The organism is Pseudomonas nitroreducens, from assembly GCF_010994165.1.
In the GTDB taxonomy this organism is placed as follows: Bacteria; Pseudomonadota; Gammaproteobacteria; order Pseudomonadales; family Pseudomonadaceae; genus Pseudomonas; species Pseudomonas nitroreducens.
On sequence record NZ_WMBX01000001.1, the window covers coordinates 92,966 to 106,179 of the forward strand.

Consider the following 13,214-nt stretch of genomic DNA (forward strand, 5'->3'; position numbering starts at 1 on the left):
GGGGAAAGCAGCGGTCAGGTTGCCCCGAGAGCGGGTCCGAGGCAGCCAGGGCGCCATCTTACTCTCTTTCAGGTGACAGGTCTGATCACCAGCAGATCGCATTCGACTTCCTCGAAGACCCGCTCGGCGGTCTGGCCGATCAGCGCGTTGTCGAGCTGGCCGCGGGCGACAGCGCCCATCAGCAGCAGGTCGATGCCGTGCTCCTTTACATAGGTGGGGATTAGCTCCTCGGCGAAGCCTTGGCCCAGGTGAGTACGTGCGCGGTCGATCTGTGGATAACTGGCCAGCAGGGCGTCGAAGGCCTTGCGGTGATGCGCCTCGGTACGCAGTACGTAATTTTCATAGTCGGCCAACAGTTCGGCGTTGAATGCGAGGGTGTGCGGCAGGGCCATGTAGGCGTGCAGGTAATGGGCGTCGAGTTGCAGGCGCTGCTCCAGTTCGCGGGCCACCGTGATCAGTCGATGGTCCAGCGTGGCGGGGACGTCGCCGCTGTGCAGCGGATCGACGGCGGCGCACAGGCTCCTGCCGGCCCACTCGCCATGCTGCACCAGCCACAGCGGCTGCGGGCAGTGGCGGATCAGTTGCCAGTCGTTGTTGGTGAGGAACAGGCGCTTGAGCAGGCTGTGGTGGTGCGCGGACTTGAGGACCAGGTCGGGCGTGGTCTGCTCGCAGTGGAGGACGACCTGGTGGTGCAGGGACTTGCCCCAGCGTACCTGGCAGTGCACATCGAGGCCGCCGTCGCGCAGCGGCTCGGCCAGCGCTTGCAGCCAGGCCAGGCGTTCGTCCAGCAGGTTGCGCTGGGCGGCGTCGAGGTCGCCGCGCTCCAATAGCAGCGCGTTGTCCAGCGCCGGGTTGTATTCGCAGGCCAGCAGCTCCAGGCGCGCGCCGCAGCGCTGGGCGATCCAGCGGGCGCGGGTGAGGGCGGGCTGGTCCTCGCGGGTCGGGTCGATGATGACGAGCAGGTGCTGCAGCTTCATGGCGGAGTCCTCGCTTGCTCTGCGCTCAATGCAGAGCAAGCGTAGACACTGGCGCCTGCCGTGCGCCTTGATGTGGCTCAGCGGCGCGCCGGGTTTGCCGTCAACTGCGTGGCGAGGTCTGGTTCAGCGCACGATCCAGATGGCGGGCGCCCTTGTCGGCCAGCTCGCCGTTGGGGAATTCGGCGAGCTGGCGGCGCAGGTAGGCGATGGCCTTCTCGCGGTCCGGGTGGGGGTTGTCCTGTGCCATGTACATCAACCCCAGCTGGTACAGCGCCTTCTCGCGGATGTCCGGCGGGATGGCTGAATCGTTGGCGCCCAGCAGGTAGAGTTGCGCGGCCTCGTCAACACGGTCCTTGAGGACGGCACGGCGTGACAGCAGGGTCATGTCCGGATCGAGGGTCGGCTTGTTCAGGTCCAGGTTGTACTGCGGCTGCCAATCGGCCAACAGTTGCTTCGCGGTTTTCTGCACCGGGTCCTTGGCGCGCTGGCGGATGATCAGCTCTCGCGCGTCGGCATGTTCGGCAGCCTGGGTGCCGGGGAACTCGCGGTCGATGCGCTGGAAGTAGTCCATGGCCTTCTGGTCATCGCGCTGGTCGTTGTAGCGGCTCATGTAGATCAGGCCGATCTGGTACAGGGCGATCGCCCGCACTTCCGGGCTGTAGCGGGTGTTGTCGTAGCCGGTGAGGTAGAGCTTTTCGGCCTCGGCGCTCTTGCCATCGCGGATGGCCTGGGCGCTGTAGGTCAGCAGGTCGCCTTCTTCTTCCACCGCGGCGGTCATGCGCTTGTTCTTGAGCTGTTTGTACTCCGCGACTTCACCGGTGGTGATCTGCGCGACGAACAACGGCGTGGTAGGGGCGCAGGCGGCGAGCCAGGGCAGCAGCATGACGAGGGGCAGGGCATGGACGAAACGCATGGCAACTCCTTTGCGCCAGGGCGAGGTCCACGTGAGTCTAGTGGCGGGCTACAGTACGGCCAAGACGGGCCGATACACTTCCCAACGGAGGATATGCCCATGCGAACCCTTTTCCTCGCGCTGCTGGCGCTGAGTGTTACCGGCTGCACCAGCTGGTCGATGAACTATCACCTGAACAACGCCTACCGCGCGTACAAGAGCGGCGACTGCCAGCGCGTGCAACTGGAGCTGTCCGAGACCGAGCGCAAGGCCCGCGCGCGGCCGTGGATCCAGCCGGAAATCTCCATGCTGCGCGGGCAGTGCCTGGAGCGTGAGAAGTTCTACGTCGACGCGGCGCAGACCTACCAGTTCATCATCGCCCGCTACCCCACCAGCGAGTATGCTTACCGGGCCAAGGCACGCCTGGAGACACTGCGTCTCAACGGTCGGCTGCCCGGCGATTCGCGTACCTACCCGGCTACCCACTGACCGCCGGTCGGTGGCGAACTTGAGCCAGGCCGCTAGCTGGCTAATCTCTTGAGTGCTTTGTGCAAGGAGGTACGAATGCGCGCCCTGTGGCTTTGCGCCTGGTGTTTCCCCCTGCTCGCTTCGGCGGATATCTACCGCTGGACCGACGCTCAGGGAAAGGTGCACTTCAGCGAAACACCACCGCCAGGGGCGCAACGCGTCGAGGTCAAGCCGCAGGTCGTCGAACGTGACGCGGCGACCCGCGAGCGGGAGGAACGTACCCGCCGCTTCTACGATGCGCGTCGAGATGAAAGCGCAGCCGCGCAGAGCCAGGCGGCGCAGCAGCAGGCCAAGCTGGACCAGCAGTGTGCGAAGTGGCGTCATGACCTGGAGTCGCTCAGTCATGGCGGGCGCTACTTCTCGCAGGACGGCAGTGGCGACAGGACTTACTACAGCGATGCACAGATCGACGCCGCTCGTCAGGCGCTTAGCGCACGACTGGCGGAAGGTTGTCGTTAGGACTGGCCCCCGGCGGGCAGCATCGTCATACTGGACGATATCTCATAGCGAAACGCCATTATGCGTCATCAACGACATATCGAGCGCCATCAGCTGCCCTACTACCTGAAGGTGTTCAACAGCATCACCGACAAACCGATGGGTTACCTGGGCAACGTGTCGCTGGACGGGCTGCTCCTCATCAGCCAGCTGCCGATGCTGGTGGGTGGCCGCTTCGAAATGCGCCTGAAGATCCCGGGGCATGACGGCAAGCTGCAGCTGATCGAGTTCGCCGCCACCTGCCAGTGGTGCCGCGAAGACGTCAACCCGGGCAACTACGATTCGGGCTTCAGCCTGGCGGCGGCGCCGACGGAGTACGTCGAACTGGTCGACGCGCTGCGCCGTTATTTCAGTTTTCGCCGGCAGGTGGAGTCGGTCTGAAGCGCAGGACGCGCTGACCGATCTGCTCGGTGTGGGACGCCAGGGAGTCGGTGTCCGGTCGTGGCGCGCTGTTACAGCGCGCCAGCCTTCTTCCAGCCCAGGTAACGGCTGATCAGTTCCGGCCCCAGCTGGCTCGGCCGCGCGTCGAGCACCGGCACGCCATGGGCTGCCAGCTTCTCGTGCAGGCCGGCGCGGGCGTTCAGGTAATCCACTGCACCGCAGTACGCCAGGGCTTCCTCGAAAGCCTCCACCGGCGCCTGGCGCAGGCGGTCCAGCACTTCCTCGCGCAGGCTCGCGACGAGCACACGGTGCTGGCGTCCGAGTCGCTTCGCCGCGGCCACCAGTTCCTCGTCATCCTCGTCGCGCAGGTTGGTCACTATCACCACCAGCGCGCGGCGGCGCTGGTGCGTCAGCACGGCTTGCACGGCCGCCGGGTAGTCCGCCGGGCGCTGGCTGCTACGCAGGTCGTAGACGCTGTTGAGCAGGGCGGTGAGCTGGGCGCTGCCCTTGGCCGGCGGCAGGTGGCGCGGTTGATCGCCGGCGAAGGTCATCAGGCCCACGGCGTCGCCCTGGCGCAGGGCGACGTAGGCCAGCAGCAGGCTGGCATTGAGCGAATGGTCGAAGTGCGAGAGGTCGCCGTCGTGGCTGCGCATGCGCCGGCCGCAGTCGAGCAGGAAGAGAATCTGCTGGTCGCGTTCGTCCTGGTATTCGCGGGCGATGGGCGTGCGCTTGCGTGCGGTGGCCTTCCAGTCGATCTGCCGCAGGGTGTCGCCGTCGCGGAACTCGCGCAACTGGTGGAAATCCAGGCCCAGGCCACGCCGCTGCCCGGAGCGCACGCCGATGCGGTTGAGCCAGTGGTCCACGGCCATCAGCTCGGCGCCGTAGAGGCGGGCGAAGTCCGGGTAGACGCGGGTTTCGTCGCGCTGTTCCAGGTAGCGCCGGCCCTTCCACAGACGCAGTGGGCTGGACAACTCGATCTCGCAGCGCTGGAAGACGAAATGCCCGCGGGACAGCGGGCGCACGCGGTAGCCCAGTTCAGTCTGTTCACCGGGGTGCAGTTCCACGGTCTGCGGCAGGTATTCGAACTCCATGCCGGCCGGCAGGTGGTCGAACACCGTGACGCGTTGTGGCTGGGCGTAGCGGTGATGGAACTGCAGGCGTATCTCGCTCCAGCGGCCCAGCGGCAGGTTGCCGCTCAGCTGGCGGCGTAGCTCCGGCGAGGGCGTGCGGCGCAGCCAGAGCGCATCGGCCAGCGCCAGCAGGAGCAGCGCGCAGAGCGCGCCCCACCAGAGGCGGCCGAGCAGCGCCGAGCCGGAGTCCAGCGCCTCGGCCGCGCCCAGGGCAATGGCGATCGCCAACAGGACACCGAGCAGCGCGAGGAGCGCGCGCGATGGCTTCATACGCGCGGCGCCGGTACCTGGTCGAGCAGCTGTTGCAGCACCTGGTCGACCGACAGGCCTTCGATCTCCAGTTCCGGCGACAGGCGCACGCGATGGCGCAGCACGGCCAGGGCGCTGCCTTTCACGTCGTCCGGAATCACGAAGTCGCCGCTGCGCAGCAGGGCACGGGCGCGGGCGCAGCGCACCAGGGCGATGGACGCACGTGGCCCGGCGCCCAGTGCCAGGCCCGGCCAGTTGCGGGTGGTGCGGGCGATGCGCACGGCGTAGTCGAGCACCTGGTCGTCGATGGGCAGGTCGGCAGCGATCTTCTGCAGCGCCAGCACGTCCTTGTCCTTGAGCAGGGCGCGCATGGGCGCCACGTCGAGCATGTCGCTGCGCGCGGAGCGGGTGACCTGGCGCACCAGGGTCTGTTCCTCGGCCTCCAGCGGATAGTCGATGCGCAGCTTGAGCATGAAGCGGTCGAGCTCGGCTTCGGGCAGCGGGTAGGTGCCTTCCTGCTCGATGGGGTTCTGCGTGGCCAGCACCATGAACGGCTGCGGCACCGGCAGGGCGCGGCCTTCGAGGGTGACCTGGCGCTCCTGCATCACTTCCAGCAGCGCGGCCTGGGTCTTGGCCGGGGCGCGGTTGATTTCGTCGGCCAGCAGCAGGTGGGTGAACACCGGTCCCTTGCGCAGCTTGAACTGCTCGGTGGCGAGGTCGTACACGGCGTGGCCGGTGACGTCGCTGGGCATCAGGTCGGGGGTGAACTGGATGCGCGCGAAGCCGCCGTCGAAGCAGCGGGCGAGGGCGCGCACCAGCAGCGTCTTGCCCAGGCCGGGCACACCTTCGATGAGCACATGGCCGCCGGCGAGCAGGGCGGTGAGCACGTCGTCGATTACGGCCTGTTGGCCGATCAGGGCCTTCTGCAATTCGTGGCGCAGCGCCTGGGCCAGCTGGCTGGCGCGCTGGCGCTGGGCGGCGGCATTGGGTGCGGTGGTGCTGGAGGGTTCAGGCGTCTGTTCGCTCATAGGGCATTCCTGAGGCTTTGCAGGTGCGCGACCTGGCGGGTGAATTCGGCGACGGCCATGCGCTGTTGCGGATAGGGGCGCATGGCCTGGCTGATGGCGCTGACCGACATGCGCGTCATGCGGCCCAGAGCTTGCCATTGTTCGGCGACCGGCAGGCGGTCGAAGCCGGGCTGGCGCTGCCGCGCCCGGCGCATCACATCTCGTTGCAGGCCTTGCAGCAGGGCAAGCTGGCCGCGCTGGCGGAGGATGAAGTCGGCGCCGGCGCGCAGGTGTTCTTCCAGTTGCCGACGGCTGCGGTCCGGATTGGGCTGCTGCGGGCCCTGGCGCAGGCCATTGCGCCAGAGCAGCAGTGCCAGCAACAGGGCGGCAGCCAGCAGTGCCTGCGGGAAATAGCGCATCAGCAGGGTCATGAGGCTGGTGCCGTCGGCGCGGTAGACCAGGGTAACGGCGCTGTCCTGGGCCAGGTACCAGAGCAGCCAGGCGTTGTCGTAGGCGTCGAGTTCGCCGTTCTGCCAGATCCAGTTGTCGGTGAGCACGGTGATCAAGCCCTGGCCCCGCTGCAGTTGCAGCAGATGGGTGGAGTCGGCGCTGTTGGCCCAGGCGTAGGCGAGGTTCTTCGAATCGAACAGGTGATAGTCGGTGTCGAAGTCGATATAGGCCGGGGCCTTTTCGTTCTCCAGGTAGAGCTTGGTCAGGTTCGGGTAGGGATCGGCTTCTGCATCGGCCTTGTCGGTAGTGCCGGCGGCCTGGTCCGGGTGCTCGTGCTCCACTTCTGCCTTGCCGGTATCGTCGTCCGCGCGGTCCTCGGATGGGACTGCAGTCTGCTCGTCGGACTGAGTGGATTTCTCCTCCTCCTTGTCCTTCAGGTCGGCCGTGAGGAATTGCTGGACGCCCAGTTGATCCAGCAACAGGTCGCCACTCTTGCCTTCATCCTCGTCCCACAGGCTTTCGGCGGTGACGATGAGGTGGCCGCCGCGGTTTGCCCAGTCGAGCAGGCGGGCGTTCTGCGTCGGCGTGACGTTCTCGCGGGTGCCCAGCAGGATCAGGGTCTGGCCCTTGCTCGGCAGCTGGTCCAGCACTTCCATGCCGCGGGCGGTGGTGACGCGGATGCCGCGGCCACGCAGGTACATCTCGGCGGCAAGGTAGGGGTTGGCGCGGGCCTCCGGGGAGGCGCCGTGCTCGACGGTCTCGGTGTAGGGCTCGAGGTTGCGGTACAGGTAGTAGCCGATGCCGCCGAGCACCAGCAGGACGAGCAGTACCAGCAGGGCGAGGTTGCCGCGCTTCATGCCCGCACCTCGTTACCGAACAGGTGGCGCCATTCGCCGCACAGCTGCTGCTTGAGTTCGGCCCGCGGCGGGCGGTGCCCGTAAGCGAGCGCCTGCCACTGCTGGGTCAGGCTGCGGGCGAAATTGTCCAGCGGCGGGTCGTTGAGGTCGGCCACGCGTATAAGGACTTCCCCTTCGGTGGTGGACTCGCGCAGGGGCACGCGAAAATCGTGCAGCAGGCGGCTGAGCAGGGCGCGATAGAGCAGGCCGAGGGCGGCGCGTGGTTGCTCGTCCCACAGGCGCTCGGCCTCGCTGGCGACGTCACTGGGCAGGGTTTCCGGCGCCAGGTCCAGCCCGAACAGCACGCTGGGGGCTTCTCGGCGCGGCGCCTGCGGCAGGCCGATGCGCCCGACGAACAACCGCAGCCATTGCCGATAACGCCAGATGACCAGGGTGATGACGGTGAACAGCAGGCCCCAGAGCAGTACCTCGATGCCCTGCGCGGCGAACTTGAAGGCCTTCCAGTTCTCCAGCGCCTCGAAGAAGCTCTTCAGGCGTTTGGCGTCATTCGGGTCTGCCGGCTTTTCCTCTTTCTTGTCTTCGCTCAGGCGCCAGCCGGTGACCTTCTCGCTGTTCTTGAAGGGCGGCGCAGCGAGGATCCTTTCCGCAGCGCTGCGCGAGTCCTCGCTGTTGAGTTTCTGTTGGGTCAGCCGCGCACCCTGCGGGCCGTCGGGGTTCTGGTCGGGCAACGGGCAACTCTGGCTGGCCTTGCCGCCGGCTTCCGCGCCGGCCGCCAGCGCGTCATGGGCCGGCAGTAGCGCGAAGGCGCCGGCCACCACCAGCAGGAGGGCATAGGCGCTGCCGATCAGGCGCTGGCGCAGGCGACGGAACACCAGTTCGATGTCCCAGGCTTCCAGCTCGGTGCGGCGGTTGAGGTAGAGGGTGAAGCCGCAGGCGACATATACCGGCTCCCAGACAATCAGCAGCAGGGCGTAGACCAGGTTGCTGATGTGTTCGAGCCACACCCAGTCGCCTTCGGCGGCGCTGATCAGCGACTTCCATTCCCAGTCTTCCACCCACTGGTTCGGCAGCATCAGGTACATCAGCGTGGTCAGGCCCAGCCACAGCGCCAGTTCGAAATGCATGCCGACGATGGTCAGCCAGGTGGCCCCGCCCGCGTTGCGCTGGCCGAGCACGACCAGGCGCTGGCTGCGAGCCTGGCCCTTGAGGCCTTCGAGCTGCAGCACCGGTAGGTCGAAACTGCGGGTCGGGCTCAGCCGTCGCCAAAGCAGGCTGGGCAGCAGCTGTGACTTGAGCAGTCCGGGGAAGGCCCTGAGCGCTTCCTTGAGCGTCGGCGTGTCGCCGAACAGCGAGCGCGAGAGGATGTACAGCGGCAGGCGTTCGAAGGCGGGCTTGAGCCACCAGAAGATCAGTATCGCCCAGCTGGAGTAGTTCCACAGCAGCACGGAGAGCAGCACGAACACCGGCAGCGTGACGATGGCCCAGCTGGCCATCAGCACACCGGCGTGGCGGCGCGCCAGGAGAATGCCCAGGTCCAGTGCCTCCCAGGCACTGCGCGGGCGAATGGCGACGCTGGCGTCAGTCAGGCGCATGACGCCTCCGTCCGGCAAGGAGGAAGTAGCTGCCCACCAGCAGCCACAGGCAGGCGCCGACGATGTACTTCACGGTGGCGGAGAAATGCGTGACGGAGGACCAGTAGCCCTCGACGAAAGCGGCGATCAGCAGCATCAGGATCACCCCGCCGATCAACTGCACGGCGCGGGCGGCGGCCTGGCGCAGGGCTTCCAGGCGGCTCAGGCGGCCGGGGGCGAGCAGCGCCCAGCCGAGCTTGAGGCCAGCGCCGCCGGCGAAGGTGATGGCGGTCAGCTCGAAGGCGCCGTGGCCAATGACGAAGGACCAGAAGGTCTCGATGTAGCCGACCTGGGTCAGGTGGCCGGCCACCGTGCCGATGATCAGACCGTTGAACAGCAGGAAGAACAGGCTGCCGACGCAGAACAGCAGGCCGCTGGCAAAGGTCTGAAAGGCGATGCCGATGTTGTTCATGATGTAGTGGCCGAACATTTTCCAGTCATCGCCGGCGTCGCGCGTGCTCATGGGGCCCAGGCGCGTGGTGTCCGGCGAGTACATCGACTCCATCTCGGCCACTCGCTCCGGTGCCATGACGCTGTAGACCAGGTCGGGGAAGTGGTAGACGAGCACGCCCATCAGCAGCAGGCTGCCGTAGAACAGCAGGCTGGCGATGGCGATGCAGCGCCACTCCTCGCGCACCAGGCGCGGAAAGCCGGCGACCAGGAAACCGAGGATGCGCGCACCCAGATGGCTGCGGTGCCGATAGAACTGCTGGTGGCCACGCATGGCGAGCTGCTGCAACTGGTCGATCAGGTGGCTGCTGTAGCCGCGCTCCTGGGCCAGGGCGAGCTGCTGGCAGATACGCCGGTAATCGGCGGCGAATTCTTCGGGCTTCTCGCTCGGTTCCTGGCGCTTGCCGCTTTCCAGTTGTTCCAGGCGCTTGGCGAAGCGTTTCCAGCTGCCCTGGTGGCGTTGTTCGAAGAAGGCCTGCTTCATGGGTGGCCCGTCCCGTTACCGAGCAGGCCGCTGGCGATGCGATTCAGGCGGGCCTCCGCCTGTTCCGGGGCGATGCCCAGCGGTTGCGCCAGAATGCCGGCCAGTTCCTCGCGGCGGGCGGCGGAGAGTTGCGTGCCGCGTTCGGCAAAGCTCATCAGTGCGCGTTGCTCTTCCAGCTTCAGCGGCCAGGGCGCCAGTTCGGGCGCAGCCTCTGACACCTGCGGGCGGCTTGGCGGCGGGTCGCGGTAGATCACCAGGGTGCCGGCGGCGAGATCCCCCAGGCGCTTGAAGGCGGAGTTGGACAGGCAGCTGAGCAGCCCGAGCGTGTAGGCGAACGGCAGGATATCGGCGAAGCGCAGCAGGTTGCGCAGCAGTGAGGCGGACCAGCCGATTGGCGTGCCGTCGTCGTGTACCACGCGCAGGCCCATCATCTGCTTGCCGGGCGAGCGGCCCTGGTTGAGCACTTCGAACAGCACCATGTACCACCAGGTCATGACGAAGGTGAGGATCAGCCCGAGGCCGGTGCCCAGTTCGCCGAGGAAGGCCAGCAGCATGAACAGCGCCAGCATCAGCAGGATGCGGATACCCAGGTCGATCAGGTAGGCGAGGGCGCGGGGGACGACACCGGCGGGACGCAGCAGCAGATCGATGCCTTCCGGAGTCTCCACGTGGTAGCGGGTGTCCAGGACGGGGGCGTGGGAAGACGCTTGGGATGAAAGGTCTGCTGGGCTCAAGGGAAACCGCTGTCGATGACTGAGAGCCAGATGCTAGCCAGCGCGGTGCGGCGAGGCAACCACGCTGGCGGGCTCAGGCCGGATTGATCACTTGGCCGGTGGCAGCACACCGAAGATGGTGCGATACAGCACGCCGATGGCGACGATCAGCCACGGCATCACCCAGATCAGCGCGATACCCAGGGTCAGGGTGCTGAGCATGAACAGCAGGCCGAACACCAGCAGCAGGCCGAAGACCTTGAACCAGTGCTGGCTGATGGCCTTGCGCGAGGCTTCCAGCGCCGCCCAGGGCGACAGGCCGCGCTCGACCACCAGCGGGATGGCGAGCATGTAGGCGATGCTCAGGTAGATGCCCGGCAGCACGAAGAGGAAGTAGCCGACGCAGATCAGGAGGGTGCTGAGCAGCACGCAGACGACCACCTGGAAGGTGCGGCCGAAGTGGCTGAAGACTTCGTTGAAGCGCAGCGGTTGGTCGGCGGCGCGGCGGATACCGAGCATGTTCACGCCCGCCAGCAGCGGGTAGCACACGGCGGTGGCGACGAAGCTCAGGACGATGGAGCCGATGAAGAAGGCCACCAGCGCACCGACCGCCATGCCGCCGGCGGCTTCGCTATCGCCGAGCAGGCCCATCCCGGCGATGCCGGCGACGCCGACCACGGTGAGGAACAGGCTGAGCAGGTTGACCAGGGCGAAGATCGCCGCATAGAAGACCACGAAGCCGCCAATGATCAGCCCCTTGGTGCCTTTGGTGCGGCGCCAGGATTCGCCCAGCAGTTCGTTGATGCTGAAGTTGTAGCCGCGGCTCAGCGCCTCGGCGACGGAGGGCACGGCGCCCTGGGCTGCGCCCGGTTCGAGGTTGCTCAGTGGAGCGCTGTAGGGATTTTGTGCTGCGAGGTCTTGCATGAGGAAAGTCCTTTCCAGTGGGGTGTCCTTGCGACGGCCATCATAAAGGCGCGGGCTGGCTAGGTGCCAGCGAGGCGTTTTGGAAGTGTGGTCGGCAGCACTGTTAGACTGCGACGCACTCGCTTGCAGGCAAGGAAAAACGATGAACGCCAGCATCTTCTGGTACGACTACGAAACCACCGGCATCGACCCGCGCCGCGACCGTCCGCTGCAGGTGGCCGGCATTCGCACGGACGAGGACCTCAACGAGGTCGGTGAATCGCTGAACCTCTACTGCCGGCCCAGTGATGACATCCTCCCGCATCCGGCCGCCTGCCTGGTCACCGGTATCACCCCGGACCGCCTGGAGGAGCGCGGTCTGGGCGAAGCCGAATTCATGACCCGCCTGTACGCCGAACTGGCGCAGCCGGGCACCTGCGTGGCCGGCTACAACACCCTGCGTTTCGATGACGAGGTCACGCGCTACAGCCTGTACCGCAACTTCTTCGATCCCTACGCCCGCGAGTGGCAGGGTGGCAACAGCCGCTGGGACCTGATCGACATGGTGCGCACCGCCTACGCGCTGCGCCCGGAGGGCATCGTCTGGCCGGAACAGGATGGCGCCGTCAGCCTCAAGCTGGAACGCCTCACCGCGGCCAACGGGATCGACCATGGGCAGGCGCACGACGCGCTGTCCGACGTGCGCGCCACCATTGCCCTGGCCCGGCTGGTGCGCGACCGCCAGCCGAAACTCTATGACTACCTCTATCGCCTGCGCGGCAAGCAGGGCGTGCTGGATCAGGTTCGTGTGCTGCAACCGATGGTGCACATCTCCGGCATGTTCTCCGCGGCGCGGCACTACCTGTCCGTGGTGCTGCCGTTGGGATGGCATCCACGCAACCGCAACGCGCTGATCGTCTGCGACCTGGGCGTGGATGTTTCGCCGTTGCTGGAGCTCGATGCGGAATCGTTGCGCAAGCGCCTCTATACGCGCCGTGATGAGTTGGCCGAAGGCGAGTTGCCGGTGCCGCTGAAACTGCTGCACATCAACCGCTGCCCGGTGGTGGCGCCGTTGTCCGTGCTGCGTCCGCAGGATCGCGAGCGCATCGGCGTGGATCTCGATGCCTGCCTGGCCGCTGGGCAAACCCTGACCCAGGCGAAAGCGATCTGGCAGGACAAACTGGCGCCCTTGTATGCCGAGGAAAGTTTCGCCGGCAGCGAAGATCCCGAGCAGCAGTTGTATGACGGCTTTATTGGTGACCGTGATCGCCGATTGTGCGAACAGGTGCGTCAGGCTGATCCCGCGCGGCTGGCGAAAGAACAATGGCCATTCGATGATGCGCGACTTCCCGAACTTCTCTTCCGTTATCGGGCACGCAATTTCCCGGAAACTTTGAGCGCCACACAACAGCAACAATGGCAGGACTTCTGCCGCGCGCGCCTGAGTCAGGCCGAATACGGCGCACCGAATACTCTGGATAACTTTGCCGCGGCAATGAGCGAACAGCTGGTCAATGCCACGCCGGCCGGCCGTTTGGTGCTGGAAGAGTGGGAGAAGTATGCGCAGGTGTTGCGCGCGCGCTATCGCCTGTAGCGCCGCGCACTTTTCGGCAGGCAATAAAAAACGCCAGCGCGAAGCTGGCGTTTTTCATCTCCGCAAGGCTCAGCCCAGCAGTGTGGCCCAGCCTTCCACGGCTTCGGCGCCCCACTTGGCTTTCCATTCCTTGAGGGTCTTGTGGTTGCCGCCCTTGGTCTCGATGACTTCACCGGTGTGCGGGTTCTTGTATTGCTTGACCTTGCGCGCGCGCTTGGCGACGGTGGCTTTTGCGGTGCGCGGCGATTTGCTCAGCTTCGCGTCCGGATCGAGCAGGGCGATGACGTCACGCAGGGACTTGCCATAGCTGGCCATCAGCGCGCGAAGTTTCTCTTCGAACTCAAGCTCTTTCTTCAGCTTGTCGTCCTGCTCCAGGGATTTCAGGCGCTCCTGAAGTTCCTTGATGGCTTCTTCGGTAGCGCGGTACTCGTTGATCAGCGACATGTTGGGTACCTTGTTCTGGGTCCAGC

14 protein-coding genes are annotated in these 13,214 nt (G+C 66.2%); 4 read left to right on the forward strand and 10 right to left on the reverse strand.

What is annotated here, in order from left to right:
* Positions 1-68 precede the first annotated feature (68 nt).
* Both GJV37_RS00450 and GJV37_RS00455 read right to left on the reverse strand, forming a co-directional pair.
* Positions 69-977, reverse strand: coding sequence for a universal stress protein (locus GJV37_RS00450; protein ID WP_024762628.1), 909 nt, complete (start codon positions 975-977; stop codon positions 69-71).
* A gap of 100 nt (positions 978-1,077) precedes the next feature.
* The gene (locus tag GJV37_RS00455; protein WP_193452072.1) at positions 1,078-1,890 is read right to left on the reverse strand and encodes an outer membrane protein assembly factor BamD; all 813 of its coding nucleotides are present in this window, start codon (positions 1,888-1,890) and stop codon (positions 1,078-1,080) included.
* Positions 1,891-1,989: 99 nt separating this feature from the next.
* Here GJV37_RS00455 and GJV37_RS00460 point away from each other — a divergent pair, with 99 nt between their 5' ends.
* From GJV37_RS00460 to GJV37_RS00470, 3 genes are all read left to right on the forward strand, one after another.
* A complete protein-coding gene (locus tag GJV37_RS00460; protein ID WP_193452073.1) occupies positions 1,990-2,358 on the forward strand; it encodes a hypothetical protein in 369 nt (122 codons plus the stop codon).
* 75 nt (positions 2,359-2,433) lie between these two features.
* A complete protein-coding gene (locus GJV37_RS00465) occupies positions 2,434-2,856 on the forward strand; it encodes a DUF4124 domain-containing protein (RefSeq protein WP_024762631.1) in 423 nt (140 codons plus the stop codon).
* A 60-nt stretch (positions 2,857-2,916) separates the two neighbouring features.
* Positions 2,917-3,276 carry a PilZ domain-containing protein gene (locus tag GJV37_RS00470; protein WP_024762632.1) on the forward strand — a complete coding sequence of 120 codons (360 nt, stop codon included), beginning with the start codon at positions 2,917-2,919 and terminating at the stop codon, positions 3,274-3,276.
* A 71-nt stretch (positions 3,277-3,347) separates the two neighbouring features.
* Here GJV37_RS00470 and GJV37_RS00475 read toward each other — a convergent pair whose 3' ends face one another.
* The 7 genes from GJV37_RS00475 to GJV37_RS00505 form a co-directional block, all read right to left on the reverse strand.
* Positions 3,348-4,676, reverse strand: coding sequence for a DUF58 domain-containing protein (locus tag GJV37_RS00475; RefSeq protein ID WP_193452074.1), 1,329 nt, complete (start codon positions 4,674-4,676; stop codon positions 3,348-3,350).
* Positions 4,673-5,683, reverse strand: coding sequence for an AAA family ATPase (locus tag GJV37_RS00480; RefSeq protein WP_038803565.1), 1,011 nt, complete (start codon positions 5,681-5,683; stop codon positions 4,673-4,675). Before GJV37_RS00480 ends, GJV37_RS00475 begins: the two co-directional genes overlap by 4 nt.
* Positions 5,680-6,969 carry a DUF4350 domain-containing protein gene (locus tag GJV37_RS00485; RefSeq protein ID WP_193452075.1) on the reverse strand — a complete coding sequence of 430 codons (1,290 nt, stop codon included), beginning with the start codon at positions 6,967-6,969 and terminating at the stop codon, positions 5,680-5,682. Before GJV37_RS00485 ends, GJV37_RS00480 begins: the two co-directional genes overlap by 4 nt.
* Positions 6,966-8,561 carry a DUF4129 domain-containing protein gene (locus GJV37_RS00490; RefSeq protein ID WP_193452076.1) on the reverse strand — a complete coding sequence of 532 codons (1,596 nt, stop codon included), beginning with the start codon at positions 8,559-8,561 and terminating at the stop codon, positions 6,966-6,968. The genes GJV37_RS00485 and GJV37_RS00490 overlap by 4 nt, the downstream gene beginning before the upstream one ends.
* On the reverse strand, positions 8,548-9,534 hold the full coding sequence (locus tag GJV37_RS00495) for a stage II sporulation protein M (protein WP_024762635.1): 987 nt from the start codon (positions 9,532-9,534) through the stop codon (positions 8,548-8,550). The genes GJV37_RS00490 and GJV37_RS00495 overlap by 14 nt, the downstream gene beginning before the upstream one ends.
* Positions 9,531-10,268, reverse strand: a complete 738-nt coding sequence (locus GJV37_RS00500) for an RDD family protein (protein WP_037006563.1) — start codon at positions 10,266-10,268, stop codon at positions 9,531-9,533. Before GJV37_RS00500 ends, GJV37_RS00495 begins: the two co-directional genes overlap by 4 nt.
* Positions 10,269-10,355: 87 nt before the next feature.
* Entirely contained in the window at positions 10,356-11,171 is an 816-nt protein-coding gene (locus tag GJV37_RS00505; RefSeq protein WP_065084458.1) for a DUF975 family protein, read from the reverse strand.
* Between the two features lie 142 nt (positions 11,172-11,313).
* Between GJV37_RS00505 and sbcB the strand changes: the two genes are divergently transcribed.
* Positions 11,314-12,744 (forward strand): exodeoxyribonuclease I, encoded by a 1,431-nt coding sequence (gene sbcB / locus GJV37_RS00510; protein ID WP_170859775.1) that lies wholly within the window; start codon positions 11,314-11,316, stop codon positions 12,742-12,744.
* Between the two features lie 69 nt (positions 12,745-12,813).
* Here the strand turns inward: sbcB and mvaT are convergent, their stop codons facing one another.
* Complete coding sequence (mvaT, locus tag GJV37_RS00515) at positions 12,814-13,188, reverse strand: histone-like nucleoid-structuring protein MvaT (RefSeq protein ID WP_024762638.1); 375 nt, start codon at positions 13,186-13,188, stop codon at positions 12,814-12,816.
* Positions 13,189-13,214 lie beyond the last annotated feature (26 nt).

Bases quoted from the DNA above. Each gene is read 5' to 3' on its own strand.
- GJV37_RS00450 (WP_024762628.1), bottom strand. From the start codon at position 977: ATGAAGCTGCAGCACCTGCTCGTCATCATCGACCCGACCCGCGAGGAC.
- GJV37_RS00455 (WP_193452072.1), bottom strand. From the start codon at position 1,890: ATGCGTTTCGTCCATGCCCTGCCCCTCGTCATGCTGCTGCCCTGGCTC.
- GJV37_RS00460 (WP_193452073.1), top strand. From the start codon at position 1,990: ATGCGAACCCTTTTCCTCGCGCTGCTGGCGCTGAGTGTTACCGGCTGC.
- GJV37_RS00465 (WP_024762631.1), top strand. From the start codon at position 2,434: ATGCGCGCCCTGTGGCTTTGCGCCTGGTGTTTCCCCCTGCTCGCTTCG.
- GJV37_RS00470 (WP_024762632.1), top strand. From the start codon at position 2,917: ATGCGTCATCAACGACATATCGAGCGCCATCAGCTGCCCTACTACCTG.
- GJV37_RS00475 (WP_193452074.1), bottom strand. From the start codon at position 4,676: ATGAAGCCATCGCGCGCGCTCCTCGCGCTGCTCGGTGTCCTGTTGGCG.
- GJV37_RS00480 (WP_038803565.1), bottom strand. From the start codon at position 5,683: ATGAGCGAACAGACGCCTGAACCCTCCAGCACCACCGCACCCAATGCC.
- GJV37_RS00485 (WP_193452075.1), bottom strand. From the start codon at position 6,969: ATGAAGCGCGGCAACCTCGCCCTGCTGGTACTGCTCGTCCTGCTGGTG.
- GJV37_RS00490 (WP_193452076.1), bottom strand. From the start codon at position 8,561: ATGCGCCTGACTGACGCCAGCGTCGCCATTCGCCCGCGCAGTGCCTGG.
- GJV37_RS00495 (WP_024762635.1), bottom strand. From the start codon at position 9,534: ATGAAGCAGGCCTTCTTCGAACAACGCCACCAGGGCAGCTGGAAACGC.
- GJV37_RS00505 (WP_065084458.1), bottom strand. From the start codon at position 11,171: ATGCAAGACCTCGCAGCACAAAATCCCTACAGCGCTCCACTGAGCAAC.
- sbcB (WP_170859775.1), top strand. From the start codon at position 11,314: ATGAACGCCAGCATCTTCTGGTACGACTACGAAACCACCGGCATCGAC.
- mvaT (WP_024762638.1), bottom strand. From the start codon at position 13,188: ATGTCGCTGATCAACGAGTACCGCGCTACCGAAGAAGCCATCAAGGAA.